Annotated in this window: 19 protein-coding genes; 6 read left to right on the forward strand and 13 right to left on the reverse strand. The window is 50.9% G+C overall.

What is annotated here, in order from left to right; genetic code table 11:
- Positions 1–108 precede the first annotated feature (108 nt).
- The 9 genes from bamA to rpsB all read right to left on the reverse strand — a co-directional run bounded on the left by bamA (position 109) and on the right by rpsB (position 10,475).
- Positions 109–2,529 carry an outer membrane protein assembly factor BamA gene (gene bamA / locus J1779_RS11355; RefSeq protein WP_056781730.1) on the reverse strand — a complete coding sequence of 807 codons (2,421 nt, stop codon included), beginning with the start codon at positions 2,527–2,529 and terminating at the stop codon, positions 109–111.
- Between the two features lie 36 nt (positions 2,530–2,565).
- Positions 2,566–3,921 carry a sigma E protease regulator RseP gene (rseP, locus tag J1779_RS11360; RefSeq protein ID WP_122096990.1) on the reverse strand — a complete coding sequence of 452 codons (1,356 nt, stop codon included), beginning with the start codon at positions 3,919–3,921 and terminating at the stop codon, positions 2,566–2,568.
- Positions 3,922–3,965: 44 nt separating this feature from the next.
- Positions 3,966–4,814, reverse strand: coding sequence for a phosphatidate cytidylyltransferase (cdsA, locus tag J1779_RS11365; protein ID WP_056781733.1), 849 nt, complete (start codon positions 4,812–4,814; stop codon positions 3,966–3,968).
- Between the two features lie 9 nt (positions 4,815–4,823).
- A complete protein-coding gene (gene ispU, locus J1779_RS11370) occupies positions 4,824–5,582 on the reverse strand; it encodes a (2E,6E)-farnesyl-diphosphate-specific ditrans,polycis-undecaprenyl-diphosphate synthase (RefSeq protein ID WP_056781735.1) in 759 nt (252 codons plus the stop codon).
- 245 nt (positions 5,583–5,827) lie between these two features.
- Entirely contained in the window at positions 5,828–7,024 is a 1,197-nt protein-coding gene (gene ispC / locus J1779_RS11375) for a 1-deoxy-D-xylulose-5-phosphate reductoisomerase (protein WP_217203816.1), read from the reverse strand.
- Positions 7,025–7,186: 162 nt separating this feature from the next.
- Complete coding sequence (gene frr, locus J1779_RS11380; RefSeq protein ID WP_056781740.1) at positions 7,187–7,744, reverse strand: ribosome recycling factor; 558 nt, start codon at positions 7,742–7,744, stop codon at positions 7,187–7,189.
- Between the two features lie 106 nt (positions 7,745–7,850).
- A complete protein-coding gene (gene pyrH, locus J1779_RS11385) occupies positions 7,851–8,582 on the reverse strand; it encodes a UMP kinase (protein ID WP_056781743.1) in 732 nt (243 codons plus the stop codon).
- Between the two features lie 168 nt (positions 8,583–8,750).
- Positions 8,751–9,602 (reverse strand): translation elongation factor Ts, encoded by an 852-nt coding sequence (tsf, locus tag J1779_RS11390; RefSeq protein ID WP_056781746.1) that lies wholly within the window; start codon positions 9,600–9,602, stop codon positions 8,751–8,753.
- 147 nt (positions 9,603–9,749) lie between these two features.
- On the reverse strand, positions 9,750–10,475 hold the full coding sequence (gene rpsB, locus J1779_RS11395) for a 30S ribosomal protein S2 (protein ID WP_056781750.1): 726 nt from the start codon (positions 10,473–10,475) through the stop codon (positions 9,750–9,752).
- 366 nt (positions 10,476–10,841) lie between these two features.
- Between rpsB and map the strand changes: the two genes are divergently transcribed.
- The 4 genes from map (at position 10,842) to J1779_RS11415 (ending at position 15,833) form a co-directional block, all read left to right on the forward strand.
- Entirely contained in the window at positions 10,842–11,633 is a 792-nt protein-coding gene (gene map, locus J1779_RS11400) for a type I methionyl aminopeptidase (protein WP_217203817.1), read from the forward strand.
- A gap of 142 nt (positions 11,634–11,775) precedes the next feature.
- The gene (gene glnD / locus J1779_RS11405; RefSeq protein WP_414071810.1) at positions 11,776–14,421 is read left to right on the forward strand and encodes a bifunctional uridylyltransferase/uridylyl-removing protein GlnD; all 2,646 of its coding nucleotides are present in this window, start codon (positions 11,776–11,778) and stop codon (positions 14,419–14,421) included.
- 47 nt (positions 14,422–14,468) lie between these two features.
- On the forward strand, positions 14,469–15,293 hold the full coding sequence (gene dapD / locus J1779_RS11410; protein WP_217203818.1) for a 2,3,4,5-tetrahydropyridine-2,6-dicarboxylate N-succinyltransferase: 825 nt from the start codon (positions 14,469–14,471) through the stop codon (positions 15,291–15,293).
- Between the two features lie 150 nt (positions 15,294–15,443).
- Positions 15,444–15,833, forward strand: a complete 390-nt coding sequence (locus J1779_RS11415) for a DUF3461 family protein (protein WP_056781756.1) — start codon at positions 15,444–15,446, stop codon at positions 15,831–15,833.
- Positions 15,834–15,923: 90 nt separating this feature from the next.
- Here J1779_RS11415 and J1779_RS11420 read toward each other — a convergent pair whose 3' ends face one another.
- The 3 genes from J1779_RS11420 to J1779_RS11430 are packed head-to-tail and all read right to left on the reverse strand — an operon-like array spanning position 15,924 to position 17,510.
- Positions 15,924–16,373 (reverse strand): flavodoxin, encoded by a 450-nt coding sequence (locus tag J1779_RS11420; RefSeq protein ID WP_056781758.1) that lies wholly within the window; start codon positions 16,371–16,373, stop codon positions 15,924–15,926.
- A 41-nt stretch (positions 16,374–16,414) separates the two neighbouring features.
- On the reverse strand, positions 16,415–17,194 hold the full coding sequence (gene truC / locus J1779_RS11425; protein WP_122096993.1) for a tRNA pseudouridine(65) synthase TruC: 780 nt from the start codon (positions 17,192–17,194) through the stop codon (positions 16,415–16,417).
- A gap of 1 nt (position 17,195) precedes the next feature.
- Positions 17,196–17,510 (reverse strand): YqcC family protein, encoded by a 315-nt coding sequence (locus tag J1779_RS11430; protein ID WP_056781763.1) that lies wholly within the window; start codon positions 17,508–17,510, stop codon positions 17,196–17,198.
- 190 nt (positions 17,511–17,700) lie between these two features.
- On the opposite strand from J1779_RS11430, the gene J1779_RS11435 reads away from it, so the two are divergent.
- Complete coding sequence (locus J1779_RS11435) at positions 17,701–18,939, forward strand: MFS transporter (RefSeq protein WP_217203819.1); 1,239 nt, start codon at positions 17,701–17,703, stop codon at positions 18,937–18,939.
- A 671-nt stretch (positions 18,940–19,610) separates the two neighbouring features.
- On the opposite strand, the gene syd is transcribed toward J1779_RS11435, so the two are convergent.
- Positions 19,611–20,162, reverse strand: a complete 552-nt coding sequence (syd, locus tag J1779_RS11440; protein ID WP_056781767.1) for a SecY-interacting protein — start codon at positions 20,160–20,162, stop codon at positions 19,611–19,613.
- A gap of 79 nt (positions 20,163–20,241) precedes the next feature.
- Between syd and queF the strand changes: the two genes are divergently transcribed.
- On the forward strand, positions 20,242–21,087 hold the full coding sequence (gene queF, locus J1779_RS11445; protein WP_217203820.1) for an NADPH-dependent 7-cyano-7-deazaguanine reductase QueF: 846 nt from the start codon (positions 20,242–20,244) through the stop codon (positions 21,085–21,087).
- Positions 21,088–21,170: the final 83 nt, after the last annotated feature.

Genomic DNA, 21,170 nt, shown 5'->3' on the forward strand with positions numbered 1-21,170 from the left:
TTACACAAAACACCTGACGCAATAACAATACACGGGCCGAAACCCGTGTATCAAATTCAGCATCAGGTCATTGCGATTCTGCTGAATAAGCGCTTTTCAGACAGAGAGTTACCAGGTTTTGCCGATATTAAACTGGAACTGCTCTGCTTTGTCGCCTTCGTATTTCTTAACAGGTTGTGCGTATGAGAAGACCAATGGCCCCAGAGGAGACATCCACTGCAACGCAAGACCGGAAGAAACACGAATATTGCCTGGTTTACTGTAATCAGGAACACCGGCAGCCATAGTCTGCGGCGTGTTTTCCCAACCTGTATCCCAGACAGTACCGCTATCCACGAACAGAGAAGTACGCAATGAGTTAGCGTATTTTTCGCTAACAAACGGAGTTGGAACAATCAGTTCGGCACTCAGTACTGCCATTGCATTACCACCCACCGCATCGTCCGAATTATCAATCGGACAACCGCTGTACGAGGTATTAGCTGTAGTACATTTGTAATAGGCTGCTTTTGGACCAATGGTGTTCGACTGGAAACCACGAACGCTGCTTGAACCACCGGCATAGAAGTTGTCGTAGAACGGCACTTCTTTACCACCAAGACCATCCGCATAACCTGCGCGAGCACGGCCCATCAGCACCCAATCACGATCTTGATTCAGCGGCATGTAGCTGGTTGAATCGAAAGTGATTTTATAATATTCGTTATCGGAACCTGGAACGGTAACTTTGCCGTTCAGGCTGGCTTTAGTCCCTGAAGTCGGGAAGTAGCCACGGTCGAGGTTGTTATAACCCCAGCCAAGGTTCACGAAGAAGTCATCAGCACTGAAATCGGCATCAGCATTATCGCTGGTGGTGACCGCAGGTTTCAGGCCCACAGAGTTCAGATAACGGAACATGGCGATCTGTGGTTCCATATTGGACAGATCGTTGTGTACGTAATCCAGACCCAGACGCAATGAGTTGTTCTCATTGATTGGGAAACCAAGGTTACCGCCAATACCATAACTTCTGTTGGTATAGTCAGACAGATCCGCGTTATCCGCTTTAAAGTCGTTATAGAAGATACGACCACCCAGACTCACACCATCGACGGTGAAGTAAGGGTCAGTGATCGTGAATTCTGCGTAAGTCTGATAATCATTTTTGGTACCGCTGATGCCTACGGAGTTACCCGTACCCAGCCAGTTGTCCTGCTGGACACCAACCTGGAAGCTGACACCACTTTCTGTACCGTAGCCCACACCAAAGTTGAAAGTACCGGTGTTACGTTCTTTCACTTTATAGACCACATCAACCTGATCCGGAGTACCCGGTACACGTTGCGTATCCACATCCACGGTTTCGAAGTAACCCAGACGGTTCAGACGTTCTTTACCTTTGTCGACCAGATCGTTGCCTAACCAGGCACCTTCCATCTGACGCATTTCACGGCGCAGTACGCTGTCTTTACTGGTGTCATTGCCTTCAAAACGGATATGACGCACATAGAAACGGTTACCTGCATCAACGTTGATATGCAGTTTAACGGTCTTATCGGCATCATTGATTTCTGGCTGTGTATTCACCCGTGGGTAGGCATAGCCGTAACGACCCAACATCTGCTTGATGTCGTTTTCCATCTTGGTGACTTTAGCGCCGTTATACAGCTCGCCTTTATCAATTTTAGTCAGGCTTTGCACTTCTGCTGAGTGACCGGCCATGCTGCCAGTCACTTCAACGCCAGAAAGTTTATATTGCTCGCCTTCTGTAATGTTCAGCGTGATGTAAATGCCTTTCTTGTCCGGCGTCAGGCTGACCTGAGTCGAATCAATGTTGAAACGGGCATAGCCGCGATCCAGATAGAAGCTGCGCAGGGTTTCAAGGTCACCCGCCAGTTTCTGTTTCTGATATTTACGATCGCCTACCACGTTCCACCATGGCACTTCATCGCGAAGCTGGAAGTGTGAAATCAGTTCATCAGTACTGAAGGCATGGTTACCTACGATGTTGATCTGCTGAATTTTGGCAGAAACACCTTCGGTGAAGACCAGTTTCAGATCGACACGGTTACGGGGCAAAGGGGTAACAACCGCTTTTACCGACGCACTGTATTTACCGACGCTGTAATAGAAGTCTTCCAGACCTTTCTCGATGCTGCTGATTGTTGTACGGTCAAGCGCTTCGCCAACACGGACGCCAGAGGCCTCCAGGTTTTGTTTCAGCATGTCATCTTTGACCGATTTGTTACCGGAGAAAGTGATGCTGGCAATAGTTGGACGTTCTTTAACCTGAACAATCAGAGAATCGCCATCGCGCAGGACGCGAACGTCCTCAAAGTTGCCAGTGGCAAACAATGCACGAATGGTATTACTGATGTCATCGTCAGTAACCGTATCACCGACGCGAACCGGCATATTGAGTAACGCCGCACCGACGGCAACTCGCTGCAGGCCTTCGAAATGAATATCTTTCACTACGAAACCGTCTGCACCGTATACGGTGGCGCTGCCAAACAGCAGCGACGCTATGAGCAACTTTTTGATCGCCATCGTTGTTATGCGTTCTTCCTAACCTAATCTCCAGCCTTAAAGACGGGAGAAATCATTGAAAAGTGCAAGCCCCATAACCAGGAACAGCAATACTGCACCGACCTGATAGCTGAAGTTTTGAACTCGCTCGGAAACTGGACCACCTTTTAGTTTTTCTATTGCCAGAAAAACCAAGTGTCCACCATCTAATATCGGTAATGGGAACAGGTTTACGATACCGAGATTGACGCTGATAAGCGCCAAAAACGTCAGGTACGACACTAAACCATACTCCGCTGACATCCCTGCGCCCTGTGCTATGGAGATTGGGCCGCTCAGATTGTTCAGCTTTACATCACCGGTAAACAACTTGCCCAGCATGTTTACCGTCAGCTTCATCAGTTGCCAGGTTTTTGCACCGGCCTCATAAAAAGCGACAAACGGACCATATTGGCGAACTGTTTTGTACTCTTCAGGTAACGGTATGACTTTGGGAACCACCCCAGCAAAACCTTGTACGATACCTTTACCTACTGTCCGACTTTCCGGTGTCAGGGTTAACTCAAGAGTCTCACCATTACGCTCAATGTTCAGCGCCATAGGCTTGCCCGGATTATCGCGCACCTGCAACGTAAAATTACGCCAGCCCGACAAAACCTGACCGTCAACTTTAACGATCCGATCGCCCGCTTGCAAACCTGCTTTTTGAGCAGCAGAACCCGCTTGTACTTCAGCTAAAACGGGCTCCACCTGTGGACCACGCGGAATGATACCCAACGCAACCACAGGATCTTGCGTTTCAGGATCAAATGTCCATTCACGCAAATCGACGACTTTTTCAATTACCGTTGATGAACCTAACTCGGCGACCCCGAGCGTCATTTGGCTACTGCCAATTTCACCCATCAACGACAAACGAATTGAATCCCAATCAGGCGTTTCGATACCGCCAATAGACTTTAGTTCCATACCGGGCAAAACTTTGGCTTGCGCAGCAATAGATTGCGGCGTGATTTCAGCCACAACCGGGCGTACCGAGGGAACGCCAATAACGAAGATGACCCAGTAGGCGAAAACAGCAAAAATAAAGTTGGCAATCGGGCCCGCGCTAATAATAGCAGCACGCTGCCACACCGTCTTGCTGTTGAAAGTAAGATGCTTAAGCTCAGGTGGAACCGTCTCAAGACGCTCATCGAGCATTTTGACGTATCCACCGAGGGGGATGATAGCAAGCACATATTCGGTTCCACGGCGATCGGTGCGGCGCCACAGTGCGCGACCAAAACCGACAGAGAAGCGCTCAACACGCACCCCGCAGCGACGAGCAACCCAGAAATGGCCGAACTCGTGCACGGTGATAAGCACCCCCAATGCAACGATAAAGGCGGCCAGGCTCCAGAGTATGTTCATCATATGTCCAACTATTCCTTAGAAAACTTCACCGTCTCAGCGACGGATTAATACACTAACAGCATCAGACAGGCAAATACAGGAACGGCAGCAGTCAGGCTGTCGATGCGATCCAATATTCCACCGTGCCCGGGAATCATATGACCACTGTCTTTGATTCCAGCTTCGCGTTTGAACATGCTCTCCGTCAGATCGCCGAGTACAGAAGCCAGCGCAGCGACTACGGAACAAATGAGTAATACAGACGGCTGAACACTCAACGGTGCATAACGACCAAACAACCAGGCAATCAGAGCACACGTCAGCAGCCCGCCGAAGAAACCTTCCCAGGTTTTTCCGGGAGAGACTTTAGGCGCCAGTTTGTGTTTACCGAACAACTTCCCAAACAGGTAAGCCCCGGAATCTGCGCCCCAGACGAGTAGCATCACATACAACAGCCACCAGGCGCCAGTGTGCGGATTCTCTGCATAGCCATACTGGCGCAGCGCAACCATGCCCCAGAAGAACGGCACAATCGTCAGAACACCGAACAAAACACGCAGCACGCGTGAATTACGCCAGAATGCGGCGGACGCAGGATAGCCCACGACTAACACCAGAGCGACACACCACCAGGCAAGCGCAGCCCATAACGATCCACTCACCTGCGGCAACTGCACGCTGTGATGATAGGCCGGAATGCTCAGTAGCATGACTGCCAGCAGAAAACCACACAGGATAGCCAGCCAGATCCGCTGATTACGTGTTCCCAGACCCGCTAATTGCCCCCACTCCCACGCCGCCAACATGCACACGACCAGCGTGACAATGGCAAAACCTACCGGTGGTAACAAAAAGAGTGCTGCAATAACAATCGGTATTAAAATCAGAGCTGTGATAATGCGATACTTCAGCAAATGTTCTCCCTAGGACGCATTGGCGCCGATAGGTGTAGTCCCTCCAAAGCGGCGCTCGCGTTGTGCAAAAGCATTTAGCGCATCTTCAAAGGTATTTTCATCAAAATCAGGCCAGAGGACATCCGTAAAGTAAAACTCCGCATAGGCAATTTGCCACAGCAAGAAGTTACTGATTCGATGTTCCCCACCGGTTCTGATCACCAAATCGACTGGTGCCAGTTCGCTCATACAGACGGCTGAATCCAGCATGTCTTCTGTTATTTGCTCTGCCCGCAGCGCACCAGCTTCAACCTGACCGGCCAGTGCCTTAACGCCCTGAATAATATCCCATCGTCCGCCATAATTCGCAGCGATGTTTAGCGTAAGACCGTCGTTATTTTGTGTAAGTGTTTCTGAACGACGAATGCGTTCCTGCAGACGAGCACTAAAGCGACTGACATCGCCAATAATCCGCAACCTGACATTGTGTTTATGCAGGCTTTTAACTTCACTGTCGAGTGCACGAACAAACAGTTCCATTAACGCGGCGACTTCCTGAGCCGGGCGATTCCAGTTTTCACTACTAAAGGCATAAAGCGTAAGAGCATCTAAATGATGGTTGGCAGCAAAACTCACGGCTTTACGCACTGATTTTACGCCCGCTTTATGACCAAAGACCCTCATTTTACCCTGACGTTTTGCCCAACGACCGTTGCCGTCCATAATAATGGCAACATGGCGCGGCTGAGCGCAAGACGTATCAGACATCTGTTGATTTTCGAGGGACATAACGCGTACTCATTTCCTTTTATCAGAACACGACGGCTTTTTAGCTGGCGTTGTACATCAAACGCTGGCGCTGTAACACGCGCAAAAAAGCCGTGTCTCCCTTGCGGGCACGGCTACACTGACAGCTTACCGATTCCACTTACGGGATCCAGGCACTAAAAACCTGAATCCACTGTCAGCGTGGCGCAGACTATACCATTTCAATGTGATGCTAACAAACTGCTGCATAAGCACTAAAATTAGCGTCAGACCGCAAATGTGCGAAGTTTCTGCCTGGCTAAAGCCCGCGATTGCCTGTCGATATCCAGAACTTCATCCACCGAGCCCGGCTCAGCACTTACCAGCTGTTCCATGACATCCCGGTTGACCGATGCAATATCAGTGAAACGGATCTCGCCGTTTAGGAATGCAGCAACAGAAATTTCATTGGCGGCGTTCAACGCAGTTGTCGCTGCCTGACCGGTATTACTGGCTTCGATAGCCAGTTGCAGACAAGGGTAGCGTGTATAATCCGGCTCAGAGAAGGTCAGTGCCCCCATCTTGCAGAAATCCAACGCTTCCACTCCTGCAGCAACCCGTCGAGGATAAGCCATTGCATGTGCGATAGGCGTGCGCATATCCGGAGAGCCCAGTTGTGCCAGCACACTGCCATCGCGATAACGCACCATCGAGTGGATGACCGATTGAGGATGGATGATCACTTCCATCTCTGCAGCCGACGCATTAAACAGCCAGCGGGCCTCGATGTACTCCAGCCCCTTATTCATCATGGTGGCGGAGTCGACTGAAATTTTGCGCCCCATAGACCAGTTCGGATGCGCGCAGGCCTGATCCGGCGTCACATCATTAAATTGGTTCAAAGGTAGCTCGCGGAACGGTCCACCTGACCCCGTCAGAATAATGCGGGAGATGCCGTTTTCTTCGAGTGAAGCATAGCCAAGTTGCTGCTGCACAGCTTCAGGCAAACTTTGGAAAATCGCATTATGTTCACTGTCGATAGGAAGGAGTTGAGACTGGCTCTGCCGGACGGCATCCATGAAAATACGACCACAGGTGACCAGCGACTCTTTGTTCGCCAGAAGGACCTGCTTACCGGCACGCACTGCGGCGAGCGTCGGCAAAAGCCCTGCGGCTCCGACAATGGCTGACATGACCTGATCAACATCATCCAGCGCGGCCAGTTCGATTGCCGCCTTTTCGCCAGAAAGCACTTCAGTGGTGACGCCATGTTCAGTCAGGATGTTGCGCAGTGCGCGGGCTGACGGTTCATCGGCCATTGACGCATAGGCTGGACGAAACTCCAGACATTGCTGCGCCATCACGTCCACATTACATCCTGCTACCAGGGCTTTCACCGCAAAGGCGTCGGGATTAGACCGGACAACGGAAAGCGTGCTGGTGCCGACAGAACCTGTCGAACCAAGAATAGTCATTTGTTTCATGAAAATGCCCGGGATAACGCCATTAATTCAGAATAGTGCACAGTCTGAAACCTCTTATCCGGCTTGTCCATGAGATTGTGGAAACAGATAAAAGATCTGAGGCCTGTAAAAAATAAAGCGCCGCATTTGCGACGCTTTATCGGAGAAAACGAGCGAGTCTGATTAGAACTCCATCAACTCGGTTTCTTTCTCACTCAACGCAACGTCGATTTTCTTGATGAAGATATCAGTCAGTTTCTGGATATCGTCCTGGGAACGACGATCTTCATCCTCACTGATTTCTTTATCTTTCAGAAGCGCTTTGGTTTTGTCGTTAGCGTCACGGCGGACGTTTCGCACAGAAACACGGCCCTGCTCTGCTTCACCACGCACGACTTTGATCAGGTCTTTACGACGCTCTTCGGTCAGTGCTGGCAATGGAACGCGGATAGTCGCGCCCGCAGAAGAAGGGTTCAGACCCAAATCAGATGTCATGATCGCCTTTTCAACAGCAGCGCTGATAGAACGGTCAAAGACGGAGATAGCAAGGGTACGGGAATCTTCAACCGTTACCTGAGCCAACTGGCGCAGTGGCGTTGCAGAACCGTAGTATTCGACCATGATGCCGTCAAGAATACCCGGAGAAGCGCGACCGGTACGAATTTTGCTGATATGGGTTTTGAATGCTTCTACGCATTTGTCCATACGAATTTCAGCGTCTTTTTTAATGTCGTTAATCACGATGTGAACCCTTGAGAGCTGGTTACCTGGCAGACCATACTCAGTATAGTCCGTGAATACTTATGCCAGCACAGGCTGGCTGAACACAATGTTCAATGGCGAAGGATCACTCAGCGTTAGAAATCAGCGTCCCTTCATTTTCACCCATCACCACGCGGCGCAGTGCGCCAGGTTTGTTCATGTTGAATACACGAATTGGCAGATTGTGATCGCGGGCTAACGTAAACGCCGCCAGATCCATCACTTTCAATTCCTGCTCCAGCACTTCCTGATAGGTCAATGTCTCATACAGCGTTGCTTCCGGGTTTTTGACCGGATCAGCAGAATATACGCCGTCGACTTTGGTGGCTTTTAATACCACATCGGCTTCGATTTCGATACCACGCAGGCACGCTGCAGAATCGGTGGTAAAGAATGGATTGCCTGTCCCCGCGGAGAAAATCACCACGCGGTTATGACGCAGCAGGCTGATGGCTTCAGCCCAGCTGTAATTATCACAAACACCGTTCAAAGGAATTGCAGACATCAGACGCGCGTTAACATAAGCACGGTGTAATGCATCACGCATTGCCAGGCCGTTCATGACAGTCGCCAGCATACCCATATGGTCGCCTACAACACGGTTCATGCCCGCCTGCGCCAGACCCGCGCCACGGAATAAGTTACCGCCGCCGATCACAACGCCTACCTGAATGCCGAGTTCGACCAGCTCTTTCACTTCCTGAGCCATACGATCTAATACACTCGCGTCGATACCAAAACCTTCACTGCCCTGCAGGGCTTCGCCACTGAGTTTGAGCAGGATACGCTGATAAACGGGTTTCGCATTGGTAGCCATGGTGTCTGTCCTAGAAGCAATGTGTCTTAATGAGAATTCAATCTTTACATCATAGCGTTGTTACCGGATGTTCTACAGTACATCGCACAATGTCATTGGAATTTGGGGCTGGATAAAACGGAACCGCCAACATGCAGCGGTTCCGTTTTATTGTGCATCAGGTACTGATTAAGACTGTTTGGTCATCGCTGCAACTTCAGCAGCAAAGTCAGTCTCAACTTTCTCAATGCCTTCACCCACTTCGAAGCGGATGAAGTTGATAACGTCGGCGTTATGCTCTTTCAGCATCTGACCAACAGTTTTGCTTGGGTCGATAACGAAAGGCTGGCCAGTCAGAGAAACTTCGCCGGTGAATTTCTTCATGCGGCCTTCAACCATTTTCTCTGCGATTTCTTTTGGCTTGCCAGACTGCATCGCGATGTCCAGCTGAACCTGGTACTCTTTTTCTACCACTTCAGCAGACACGTCTTCTGGTTTAACGAATTCTGGTTTGCTTGCTGCAACGTGCATAGCCAGCTGTTTAACCAGATCTTCGTCAGCGCCTTTAGCAGAAACCAGAACACCGATACGAGCACCGTGCAGGTAGCTACCCAACACATCGCCTTCCAGAGAAGAAACGCGACGAATGTTGATGTTCTCACCGATTTTAGCAACCAGCTGAATACGCTCTTCTTCGAACTGTGTTTTCAACACTTCAACGTCAGTGATTTTGCCTGCAACAGCAGCATCCAACACTTTGTCAGCAAATGCCTGGAAACCGGCATCTTTAGCAACGAAGTCAGTCTGGCAGTTAACTTCCAGAATCACACCGTAGTTGCCTTCGATTTTGGTTTTGATCACGCCGTCAGCAGCTACGTTGCCTGCTTTTTTCGCCGCTTTGATCGCGCCAGATTTACGCATGTTTTCAATTGACAGCTCGATGTCGCCGTTAGCTTCAACCAGAGCTTTCTTACAATCCATCATGCCAGCGCCAGTACGTTCGCGCAGTTCTTTTACCAGGGCAGCGGTAATATCAGCCATTGTATTTTCCTCGATTATCTCAGTGCAAAAAGGCTTTTTGCGGTGAGATATTTCTCGCATTTAAGATAAGCAAAGGGGGCCAATAAAGGCCCCCTAACCAACATATTTCAATACCTGGTTAATAAGGGCTCTGCTGAGCTTGCCTTATTATTCAGCTTCTACGAAGCTTTCTTCTGCCTGAACAGCCAGATCTTGCGAACGGCCTTCACGGACAGTGGCAGCAACAGCGCTCAGGTACAGATTTACTGCACGGATTGCGTCATCGTTACCAGGGATAACAAAGTCAACGCCATCCGGATCGGAGTTGGTATCAACAATGGAGAATACCGGGATACCCAGGTTGTTAGCTTCTTTGATAGCGATGTGTTCGTGATCAGCGTCAACAACGAACAGTGCGTCAGGAAGACCACCCATATCCTTGATACCACCCAGGCTGTTTTCCAGCTTAGCCAGTTCGCGAGTACGCATCAGCGCCTCTTTCTTGGTCAGCTTCTCGAAAGTGCCGTCCTGAGACTGAATTTCCAGGTCTTTCAAACGTTTGATGGACTGACGAACAGTTTTCCAGTTAGTCAGCATGCCGCCCAACCAGCGATGGTTCACGAAGAACTGGTCGCAGTTGTGAGCAGCGTCTTTTACCGCTTCGCTTGCTGCGCGTTTAGTACCAACGAACAGGATCTTGCCTTTACGGGCAGAGATCTTCTGCAACTCAGCCAGAGCTTCGTTGAACATTGGAACAGTTTTCTCAAGGTTGATGATGTGAACCTTGTTACGAGCGCCGAAGATGAATGGCTTCATTTTCGGGTTCCAGTAACGGGTTTGGTGACCGAAGTGAACACCGGCCTTGAGCATGTCGCGCATGGAAACAGTTGCCATGATAAAACCTCTATTAAGTAGTTGGGGTTATGCCTCCACGTATCCCATACAACCGACCCTGCAGAACGAATTCCCAAGGCACCCCGGCGTATGTGTCGATACGTGTGTGTTATTACTTACGTTAATAAGTACACATATGAGTGAATTTGGCTTTAATCCCCCGGAGTCTGGGACCCAGAGCGGATTGCCGGCGCGTTTTATACCACAAATATCGGTCGGACAGCAACTTTTGTTCAGCGGGCTCCGCACCGGGAAATGATAGTTTGGCAGCTAATATCAGGGCTGATACCATAAGCCACAGCTAATTATTGACGACAACGGTGTAGAAATACAGCACACCGGATGTACAAACCTGCAGGATGACTCATGGCCATTTCAATCAAAACCCCTGAAGATATCGAAAAAATGCGCGTCGCTGGCCGTCTGGCTGCCGAAGTGCTTGAAATCATCGAGCCTTACGTCATACCAGGCGTCAGCACCGGTGAATTGGATCGCATTTGCTCCGATCACATCATAAACAAACAGCATGCCATTTCTGCCTGCCTCGACTATCACGGCTTCCCTAAGTCGGTGTGTATCTCGATTAACGAAGTTGTTTGTCACGGTATCCCGAGTGACGACAAAATCCTGAAAGACGGCGATATCGTCAACATCGACGTCACGGTGATTAAAGAGGGTTTCCACGGCGATACTTCGAAGATGTTCATCGTGGGGAAACCGACCATTCTCGGTGAGCGCCTTTGCCGCGTAACGCAGGAGAGCCTGTATCTGGCGCTGCGTCTGATCAAGCCGGGCATCCGTTTGCGGACGTTAGGCAAAGAGATTCAGAAATTCGTGGAAGCTGAAAAATTCTCCGTAGTGCGTGAATATTGTGGTCACGGTATTGGCGAAGGCTTCCACGAAGAACCTCAGGTTCTGCACTACGATGCCGACGACAGCGGCGTAGTGTTGCAAGCCGGTATGGCTTTTACCGTTGAGCCGATGGTTAACGCCGGTGATTTCCGCATCCGCACCATGAAAGATGGCTGGACAGTAAAAACTAAAGATCGCAGCTTGTCGGCTCAGTACGAGCATACTATTGTGGTGACTGATAACGGTTGTGAAATTATGACGCTGCGTAAGGATGACACCATCCCGGCTATCCTGACGCACGACTAACAGTGACCCGCTCGGCGCAGAGGGTATAAATCTGTCAATCAAACCGGCGAAAGCCGGTTTTTTTTATCTTAAACGTGTAGGAATGGGCTGCGCTTCTATGACTGAAAACTTCTCTGCTGAAAAGAGCCTGCAACCAGAATTAATGCAGAACCCCCCTTGCTCCTGCCCGCCACAGCCCGTTTCCCCCTCCGTTTATCCGGACGACGAGTTAAACCGTCAGAGCCTCAAACAACATATGGAACAGTTTCAGGGCTGGCTGGCGGACGCCTTTAATGCCGGGCTGCGCGCCGAGGAACTGGTGGATGCGCGAGCGCATTACATCGACCAGCTCCTGCAACGCCTGTGGACATTCTACGGTTTCGATAATATCCCGGAGACGGCGATGGTTGCCGTTGGCGGTTATGGCCGCGGAGAACTGCATCCGCTGTCCGATATCGACGTGCTGGTACTGAGCCAAAAGCGCCTCAACGATGAGCAGGCGCAGCGCATCGGTGAGCTGATCACCCTGTTGTGGGATCTGAAACTGGAAGTCGGTCACAGCGTCCGCACGCTGGAAGAATGCCTGCTGGAAGGGCTTGCGGACCTTACCGTCGCAACAAACCTGATTGAATCACGCCTCATTTGCGGAGATGTTGCGCTGTTTCTCAGTATGCAAAAACACATTTTCAGTGATGGTTTCTGGCCTTCCCCCAACTTCTTTCGTGCCAAAATTGAAGAACAAAACGAGCGCCATTTGCGCTATCACGGCACCAGCTACAATCTGGAACCGGATATCAAAAGCAGCCCGGGCGGCCTGCGCGATATCCATACCATTCTGTGGGTCGCACGCCGTCACTTCGGCGCAACGTCGCTGGATGAAATGGTTGCTTTTGGATTTCTGACGAAGGCCGAACGCAACGAGCTGCTGGAGTGCCAGAGTTTCCTGTGGCGTATCCGCTTTGCCCTGCACCTGGTGTTGCCGCGTTACGATAACCGCCTGCTTTTCGACAGACAGCTTAACGTCGCTCAGCTCCTGCAATATCAGGGCGAAGGCAATCAGCCTGTCGAACGGATGATGAAAGATTTCTATCGCATGACCCGCCGGGTGGGCGAGCTGAATCAAATGTTACTGCAGCTGTTCGATGAAGCGATTCTCGCGATAGGCCCGAACGAGAAACCGCGCCCGCTGGATGAGCATTTCCAGCTGCGAGGGGATCTGATCGATCTGCGCGACGACTCTTTGTTTGAACGCCAGCCGGAAACGATCATCGGTATGTTCCATCTGATGGTCCGTCATCGCGAAATCAAAGGGATTTACTCCACCACCGTGCGCCTTTTGCGCCATGCACGTCGTCATCTGAAAGAACCGCTTTGTATGATCCCTCAGGCGCGGGAAATGTTTATGTCGATCCTTCGCCATCCAGGCGCTGTCTCGCGCGCACTGGTGCCGATGCACCGGCACAGCGTGTTGTGGGCGTACATGCCGCAGTGGGGACAAATTGTCGGCCAGATGCAGTTCGATTTGTTCCATGCCTACACGGTGGATGAACATACGATCCGCGTTCTGCAGAAAATCGAAAGCTTTGCGCATGAAGAAACTCGCCCTAAACATCCTTTGTGCGTGGAATTGTATCCGCGCCTTCCGCAGCCCGAATTGCTGCTGATGGCCGCGCTTTTCCACGATATCGCTAAAGGTCGCGGTGGCGATCACTCGATTCTTGGCGCGCAGGATGTGCTGGAATTCGCTGAGCTGCACGGGCTGAACTCGCGGGAAACGCAACTGGTTTCGTGGCTGGTTCGCTGTCATTTGTTGATGTCCGTCACGGCGCAGCGCCGTGATATTCAGGATCCCAACGAGATCCAGCAGTTCGCAGCAGAAATGCAAACCGAGGTCCGTCTCCGTTATCTGGTGAGCCTGACCGTTGCCGATATCTGCGCCACCAATGAAACGTTGTGGAACAGCTGGAAGCAGAGCCTGATACGCGAACTGTATTTCGCCACCGAAAAACAATTGCGGCGGGGAATGCAAAATACACCGGATCTGCGGGAACGCGTGCGCCATCACCGCCTGCAGGCGCTGGCCTTGTTGCGTATGGACAATATTGATGAAGAAGCCTTGCACCGGATCTGGAGTCGCTGTCGTGCGGATTACTTCCTGCGCCATTCTCCCAATCAGCTGGCGTGGCATGCCCGGCACCTGCTGGAACATGATTCCACTAAACCGCTGGTGCTGGTCAGCCGTCAGGCTACCCGCGGCGGAACAGAAATCTTTATCTGGAGCCCGGACCGTCCATATCTGTTCGCAACCGTTGCCGGAGAGCTGGATCGACGCAATCTGAGCATTCACGACGCACAGATTTTCACCAACCGCGATGGCATGGCAATGGATACCTTTATTGTGCTCGAGCCTGACGGCAGCCCGCTTGCACAGGATCGCCACGAGGCGATCCGCTATGCGCTGGAACAGTCAATGACACAGGCATATCAGCCGCCGCGGGCAAGACGCCCGTCGCCAAAACTTCGCCATTTCAGTGTGCAGACCGACGTCAGTTTTCTGCCGACGCACACCGATCGCCGCACATATATGGAACTGGTGGCGCTGGATCAACCCGGCCTGCTGGCCCGTGTCGGCGAAGTTTTCTCTGATTTAGGTTTATCGCTGCACGGTGCAAGAATTTCGACCATCGGCGAACGGGTGGAAGACTTATTTATTTTGGCGAACTCAGAACGTCGTGCCCTTGATAAGCCGACGCGCAAGGAAATCACACGCCGATTAACCGAGGCACTCAACCCAGCCGACAAAATGTGATACAAGTACGGTTGTCTATTTAACATCACTTCAGGAAAGAGAACAGGATGCAGCAACTACAAACCGTTATTGAACAAGCCTTCGAGCGCCGTGCAGACATTACCCCGGCAAACGTAGACAGCGTAACGCGCGACGCCATCACTCAGGTCATTAACAAAATCGACAGCGGCGAACTGCGCGTGGCTGAAAAGATTAATGGCGAATGGGTAACGCATCAGTGGCTGAAGAAAGCGGTACTGCTCTCTTTCAGAATCAATGACAACCAGGTGATGGAAGGCGGTGAAAGCCGTTACTTCGACAAAGTCCCTATGAAATTCGCCGATTATGATGAAGCGCGTTTCCAGCGTGAAGGTTTCCGCGTAGTGCCGCCAGCCGCGGTGCGCAAAGGCGCGTTCATCGCACGCAATACTGTGCTGATGCCGTCTTACGTCAACATTGGCGCTTATGTAGATGAAGGCACCATGGTAGATACCTGGGCGACCGTCGGTTCTTGTGCGCAGATCGGTAAAAATGTTCACCTTTCCGGCGGCGTCGGCATCGGTGGCGTTCTGGAGCCTCTGCAGGCTAACCCGACCATTATCGAAGATAACTGCTTTATCGGTGCCCGTTCAGAGATCGTTGAAGGCGTGATCGTTGAAGAAGGCTCCGTGATTTCGATGGGCGTTTACATCGGCCAGAGCACCAAAATTTACGACCGCGAAACCGGCGAAGTGCATTACGGCCGCGTGCCAGCAGGCTCTGTTATCGTCTCCGGTAACCTGCCTTCTAAAGATGGCAGCTACAGCCTGTACTGCGCAGTCATCGTGAAGAAAGTCGATGCTAAAACGCTGGGCAAAACCGGTCTGAATGAGTTATTACGTAACATCGACTAAACTGAGAAATAGCGGGTTAAGTTTTGTGTTTACAACGATACCCGCTATTTTTTTATCTTGTTGATAGCAAATTGTGTCATTAATCAACGATTCGAACCGCCGTTCGGTTCATCATGATGTTTAAATATTCTCCTAACCGAAGGTAGCGCTATGTATGACAATCTGAAAAGCCTGGGCATTAATAATCCCGACGATATTGATCGTTACAGCCTGCGTCAGGAGGCTAATAATGACATCCTGAAGATTTATTTCCGCCGTGATAAAGGTGAATTCTTCGCTAAAAGCGTGAAATTTAAATATCCGCGCCAGCGTAAAACCATCGTTGCCGATAATGCAGGGCAGGGTTATAAAGAAATTCATGAAATCAGCCCGAATCTGCGTTATGTCATTGATGAGTTAGATCAAATCTGTCAGCGCGACCAGGTGGAAGTTGACCTGAAACGTAAAATTTTGGATGATTTACGTCATCTGGAATCCGTGGTGGCCAATAAAATTACCGAGATTGAATCCGATCTGGAAAAACTGACCAGCGGTCGTTAACGCGGTTAATGTCTGGCATTATTTCGCCATTCAGAAATGCAAAAGGTCAGGTGAATTACCTGACCTTTTTAATATATGCAGAAGTGCGCCTTATTTCAGCAGCGACGCCCACTTCTCTACCCATGGAATAGCCACCGTTTCCGGCTCCGGATTTTCCATGGCATCAATTTCCAGCAAATCGCCAATACGCGCAGCGCCCTGCTCCTGCAATAAATCATCCAGCTTATGCCCGCCGCCGCAAAAATGATCGTAACTGCTGTCACCCAGCGCAATCAGACCGTAACGCAGCTCAGGCTGGTATCCGACAGTATCCCGGATGGCCACATACAGCGGCGCAATGCTGTCAGGCAAATCGCCCTGCCCGGTCGTCGACGTCACAACCAGAACGAAATGATGACGATAGTACTGCCAGGCTTCCAGCGATCCTTCCTCGAACAGCTTTACCTCATGCCCCTGACTTTTGAGCACGGTTTCCGCTTCTTCCGCAACCAGCAACGCATTGCCGTACACCGTACCGACAAAAATTCCGACTTCTGCCATGGCTTCACTCCTGTGTCATTCGACGATTTCGTCCGTAGAACTTAAATTTGTTCACTATCCTGACCGCAAGCGGGGGTAACTTCAACCCTTTCAAGTTCAGGGATTTTTCCCTGCCAGCCGAACTGTTCGACCACACTTTGCCAGCGGTTATCCCAGCGAGCCTGTAAAGACAGCAGCTCACCCGTAACCGGATGCGGCAGCGTCATGTGGCTGGCGTGCAGCATCAAACCGGAACAACCGAAATGCTCCGTCATGCCACGGTTTTGCTTCAAATCGCCATGCGCGCTGTCCCCGATAATAGGATGGCGCAGATGCGACATATGCCGACGCAACTGATGCTTACGGCCTGTCTCGGGTTTGAGCTCTACCAGGCTGTAGCGGGCAGTATCGTAACGGCCAATGGCGACCGGCATCTCAGCCTGCGCCACCACGCGATAATGGCTGACGGCTGACTGCGGCGCTTTATCGGGGTTAGCAAATTTATCAGCAATTTTGTCCAGCTCTTCGGTCAGTGCGTAATCGACCGTTCCGTCCTCGCTGACATAACCGCGAACCACCGCGTGATACACCTTATTCATCTGGTGATTCTCAAGCTGCTGGGACAGCAACCTTGCCACGTCGCTCGATAACGCCATCAGCAAAACGCCTGAGGTCGGTTTATCCAGCCGGTGAACGGTAAACACATGCTGACCAATCTGATCACGCAATGTCTGCATCACAAACACTGTTTCATGTTGGTCAAGCCAACTGCGATGAACCAGCATGCCCGCAGGTTTATTCACTGCGACCAGATGTTCGTCCTGATACAAAATTTCCAGCATGTCAGTCTTCTATATTCAGCAAGTCATCGAGGCGCTGCAACTGACTCAACAACAGGGTTGCTTCAGGCATCGCCACTTCAAAATAAGGAGTGATAGCAAAGCGGGTTGGCATTGGCGATCCGGCAGCCAGTAACGCATACATACGGGGAACCAGCACCCATTGCAGCCACTGTTCAGCAGACATCGTATCGACCGAGAACGGTTCTTTACTCTCAAAAGCTTCCGCATCAGGAGGCGTGGCGTGCCAGAGTTTATCGTCACGCATTACCTGTTCAATATCTTCTAAAATCTGACGAACCTGTTTTTCTGTATTCATGAGTCGCTCTCTTCATTCATGGCCCCGGCCAGCGTCCGTTCGGGGGCGCAAAGCATAACATTGAAGACCTTTTGCCCCAACTTTCTGCATCCGGCTGCGTCAATCCCTGCAACCATAAGATTTTCGTGGTAGCGAAAGATGCCCGATACGGGCAAACTACCGCCACTTTTTTCTCTCAAGATGTGTATCCATGTCTGCTCAACACACTCAAAAAGCACACGCAACACCCGCAAAAGCCATGCTGGCCTCAGTAACAGGCTATGCCATGGACGGCTTTGATCTGCTCATCCTCGGCTTCATGCTCCCGGCAATTTCCAGCGAATTTGGTCTGACGGCCTCCCAAAGCGGTTCACTGGTGACCTGGACGCTGATTGGCGCCGTGCTCGGTGGCGTAATTTTCGGGCCGATCAGCGATCGTTTTGGCCGCATACGCGTCCTGACCTTTACGATACTGATGTTCTCAGTATTTACCGGTTTATGCGCCTTCGCACAGGGTTACTGGGATTTACTGATTTATCGCACACTGGCCGGTATAGGACTTGGCGGTGAGTTTGGAATTGGCATGGCGTTGATTGCCGAAGCCTGGCCGGCAGAAAAACGTAACCGGGCATCGGCCTACGTCGGTATGGGTTGGCAGCTCGGTGTACTGCTCGCGGCATTCCTCACTCCGCTGCTGCTCGGCATCATTGGCTGGCGCGGAATGTTTCTGGTCGGCCTGCTGCCAGCGTTGGCCTCCTTCCTTATCCGCCGCACCATGGGCGAACCTGAAGCCTTTGTCAAAAGTACGTCAACTGATAACGACGGTTCATTATTCAGCCGCATCAAATTGCTGTTCCGCGATAAGGCCACGACCAAAGCCAGCATCGGTATTTTCATTCTGTGCTCGGTGCAAAATTTTGGTTATTACGGCCTGATGATCTGGATGCCGAGTTATCTGTCCAAAAACTTTGGCTTCTCGCTGACTAAATCCGGTTTGTGGACGGCGGTAACCGTTATCGGCATGACCTTCGGCATCTGGCTGTTTGGCGTATTGTCTGACCGCTTCCCGCGCTGGAAAATTTTCCTGATATATCAGGTGGGTGCCGTAATCATGGTCGTCTGTTACGCGCAGTTATCCGATCCAACACTGATGTTGTTTGCAGGCGCGCTTATGGGCATGTTCGTCAATGGCATGATTGGGGGATACGGCGGATTAATTTCAGACCTCTATCCGGTTCGCGTCAGGGCGACGGCACAAAATCTGTTGTTCAACATGGGGCGCGGCGTGGGAGGTTTTGGTCCGCTGGTGATCGGTATGCTGGTCGCGCAGGTGTCCTTCACAGCCGCCATTACGTTACTGGCGGCTATCTACCTGCTGGATATCTTCGCAACGCTGTTCCTGCTGCCGAAAAAGCAGGGTCAGGATGATGTTCTGGGCGCGATTGGCTAACCTTTGTCGCTAAGAGGCGCGCCGTGAACTTCGGGGCGCCGTTCAGTGTGTAGCAAAATCTCAGGGTTCAGACAAAAAGTTGGGGGCACTGTTTACACAGTGCCCCCGGTTCGTTTTATAGCAATCCAGCTACCTAAGTGCTCCCTGCTCAATCCCTGAAAACTTTTCCTGCGGTTATCCTAACCGGCTGTCCTTTGCATCGTCCAACTTTCATCCTGACGGTTTATCCTAAGTCATCCCGACTTGCATCCTGGTCATCTGTGACCCGCTCAGCTTCCTTTGTGAGCTCTCTTCTCCGTCCTGGAGGTGTCCCTGGTTTCTTCCTGAAACATCCTGGCATAATCCGATGCCGTCCTGACTCTTCCTGAGCCGTCCCCTGCTTTATGAATCAGCCATCATCCTGATGTTCCGATTCATGCTTCCTTTCTGCCCGACTAGAATCGTTGATTTTGCCCTCTCAGGCAATAAGGGCTGTAAGCCAAAAGAGAAACGGGTAAGCCATCTCACAGGCATGAAAACACTTAACTCATTCATTAAAAAGAAATTTAACAAGATTAACGGCGAGAGGATAAGTCAAATTAGCGAGATCTCTTACAGTCTTTGTGAGAGATCTCTCACACGCATGTGAGCCATTTAAGCTCTGCTGGAAAATGTTTTTCTGAATAACGGCATCAGGCGGGATAAACAGGGGTCAGCATTGTAAGGAATTCAGATAGCGATGGCGAGAGTATCGTTCTTTTTTTGCTGCCGAACTGCTCCAGAATAACATTCCCCGTCACATTACACAGCGATACGAGATCCAACTCAGAATCCGTCGTCGCCAGAAACACGCTCGGCGTCAGCTTAAGGCGCTTTTGCGTCACCAGATGGCCTATCAGATTTTCCTGCAAACGGGTGAAATCCTCCGGGCTCCAGACCTGTAACAGCGTCAGCGTATTGCCCTGCCATTGCGCTGTCATATCACCAGCAAACTGCGTGGTATAAAACACGTGCGCTTCATGGCGTAGCTGCAACTCCATCGCCCGTTCAACGTTTTGCAGCGTGTCATCGGGGCTGAAAATCTGAGTCAGCCAAAACACCTTGTCTTCATCGGTTTTCACGATACAAGGTGATTCCACACCCAATAATGCTTCACTTGATGGCGGCATCCCGGTTTCCCGCTGCCAGAGATCGACATAACGCTGAGTAAATTCACGCAATGCTACAGAAACTTCAGACTCCATAATTCTCTCATCTTCAGGTAAGGCTGGGTTAAACTAGTCACTATTCCCTATTGTACCGATCTCTTAGCAAGGTGACAGCATGTCCTCTTATCAGGATAACCCCGCACTGGCGCAACTGACGCTGGGCAAAAGCACGGCCTACGTCGATCACTACGACGCCTCCTTATTACAAGCCGTTCCCCGCAGTATGAACCGCGAACCCCTGGGTTTATTTCCGGATAATCTGCCTTTTCATGGCGCAGATATCTGGACGCTGTATGAGCTGTCCTGGCTCAATGCAAAAGGATTACCTCAGGTCGCTGTGGGTGAAATCAGCCTGAAGGCCGACAGTCAAAATCTGATCGAATCCAAAAGCTTTAAACTTTACCTCAACAGCTTCAACCAGACCGTATTCCCGGACTGGAACACATTACAGGAAACATTAACACGTGATTTAAGCGCATGCGCTGAAGGTGAGGTGACGGTAAGCCTCAGTCGCTTGTCAGAAATAGAAGGGTCGCCCGTCGGACATTTCGCAGGCGATTGCATCGACGATCAGGATATTGAAATCGACAGCTACGAATTCAATGCCGGTTATCTTGCAGATGCTGCGGGCGAAGAGTTCGTCGAAGAGTCACTGGTCAGCCATCTGCTCAAATCAAACTGTCTGATCACCCATCAGCCCGACTGGGGTTCAGTACAGGTCCAATACCGTGGCCCGAAAATCGACCGCGAAGCCCTGCTGCGCTACCTGGTGTCATTCCGTCATCACAACGAATTTCACGAACAATGCGTGGAGCGAATTTTTAACGACATTCTGCATTTTTGTCAGCCAGAGAAGCTCGCGGTGTATGCCCGTTACACCCGCCGCGGCGGTCTGGACATCAATCCATGGCGATCTAACTTCCCGTTTGAACCGGTAACAGCAAGACTCGTCAGGCAATAATGCGAGGCATTGCTCAAGATTTGCGCTAACGCTCTGTGAGTATTGGTAAAAGCCTGATGACAAGGTTACTGTTAAATCAGAAA

This window comes from Rahnella rivi (genome assembly GCF_019049655.1).
Lineage (GTDB): Bacteria > Pseudomonadota > Gammaproteobacteria > Enterobacterales > Enterobacteriaceae > Rahnella > Rahnella rivi.

Coding starts and splice junctions, on each gene's coding strand:
- J1779_RS11420 (WP_056781758.1), bottom strand. CDS start 16,373: ATGGCAGAAGTCGGAATTTTTGTCGGTACGGTGTACGGCAATGCGTTG.
- map (WP_217203817.1), top strand. CDS start 10,842: ATGGCCATTTCAATCAAAACCCCTGAAGATATCGAAAAAATGCGCGTC.
- J1779_RS11415 (WP_056781756.1), top strand. CDS start 15,444: ATGTATGACAATCTGAAAAGCCTGGGCATTAATAATCCCGACGATATT.
- bamA (WP_056781730.1), bottom strand. CDS start 2,529: ATGGCGATCAAAAAGTTGCTCATAGCGTCGCTGCTGTTTGGCAGCGCC.
- queF (WP_217203820.1), top strand. CDS start 20,242: ATGTCCTCTTATCAGGATAACCCCGCACTGGCGCAACTGACGCTGGGC.
- syd (WP_056781767.1), bottom strand. CDS start 20,162: ATGGAGTCTGAAGTTTCTGTAGCATTGCGTGAATTTACTCAGCGTTAT.
- ispU (WP_056781735.1), bottom strand. CDS start 5,582: ATGTCCCTCGAAAATCAACAGATGTCTGATACGTCTTGCGCTCAGCCG.
- tsf (WP_056781746.1), bottom strand. CDS start 9,602: ATGGCTGATATTACCGCTGCCCTGGTAAAAGAACTGCGCGAACGTACT.
- dapD (WP_217203818.1), top strand. CDS start 14,469: ATGCAGCAACTACAAACCGTTATTGAACAAGCCTTCGAGCGCCGTGCA.
- ispC (WP_217203816.1), bottom strand. CDS start 7,024: ATGAAACAAATGACTATTCTTGGTTCGACAGGTTCTGTCGGCACCAGC.
- glnD (WP_414071810.1), top strand. CDS start 11,776: ATGCAGAACCCCCCTTGCTCCTGCCCGCCACAGCCCGTTTCCCCCTCC.
- truC (WP_122096993.1), bottom strand. CDS start 17,194: ATGCTGGAAATTTTGTATCAGGACGAACATCTGGTCGCAGTGAATAAA.
- rseP (WP_122096990.1), bottom strand. CDS start 3,921: ATGATGAACATACTCTGGAGCCTGGCCGCCTTTATCGTTGCATTGGGG.
- rpsB (WP_056781750.1), bottom strand. CDS start 10,475: ATGGCAACTGTTTCCATGCGCGACATGCTCAAGGCCGGTGTTCACTTC.
- pyrH (WP_056781743.1), bottom strand. CDS start 8,582: ATGGCTACCAATGCGAAACCCGTTTATCAGCGTATCCTGCTCAAACTC.
- J1779_RS11430 (WP_056781763.1), bottom strand. CDS start 17,510: ATGAATACAGAAAAACAGGTTCGTCAGATTTTAGAAGATATTGAACAG.
- J1779_RS11435 (WP_217203819.1), top strand. CDS start 17,701: ATGTCTGCTCAACACACTCAAAAAGCACACGCAACACCCGCAAAAGCC.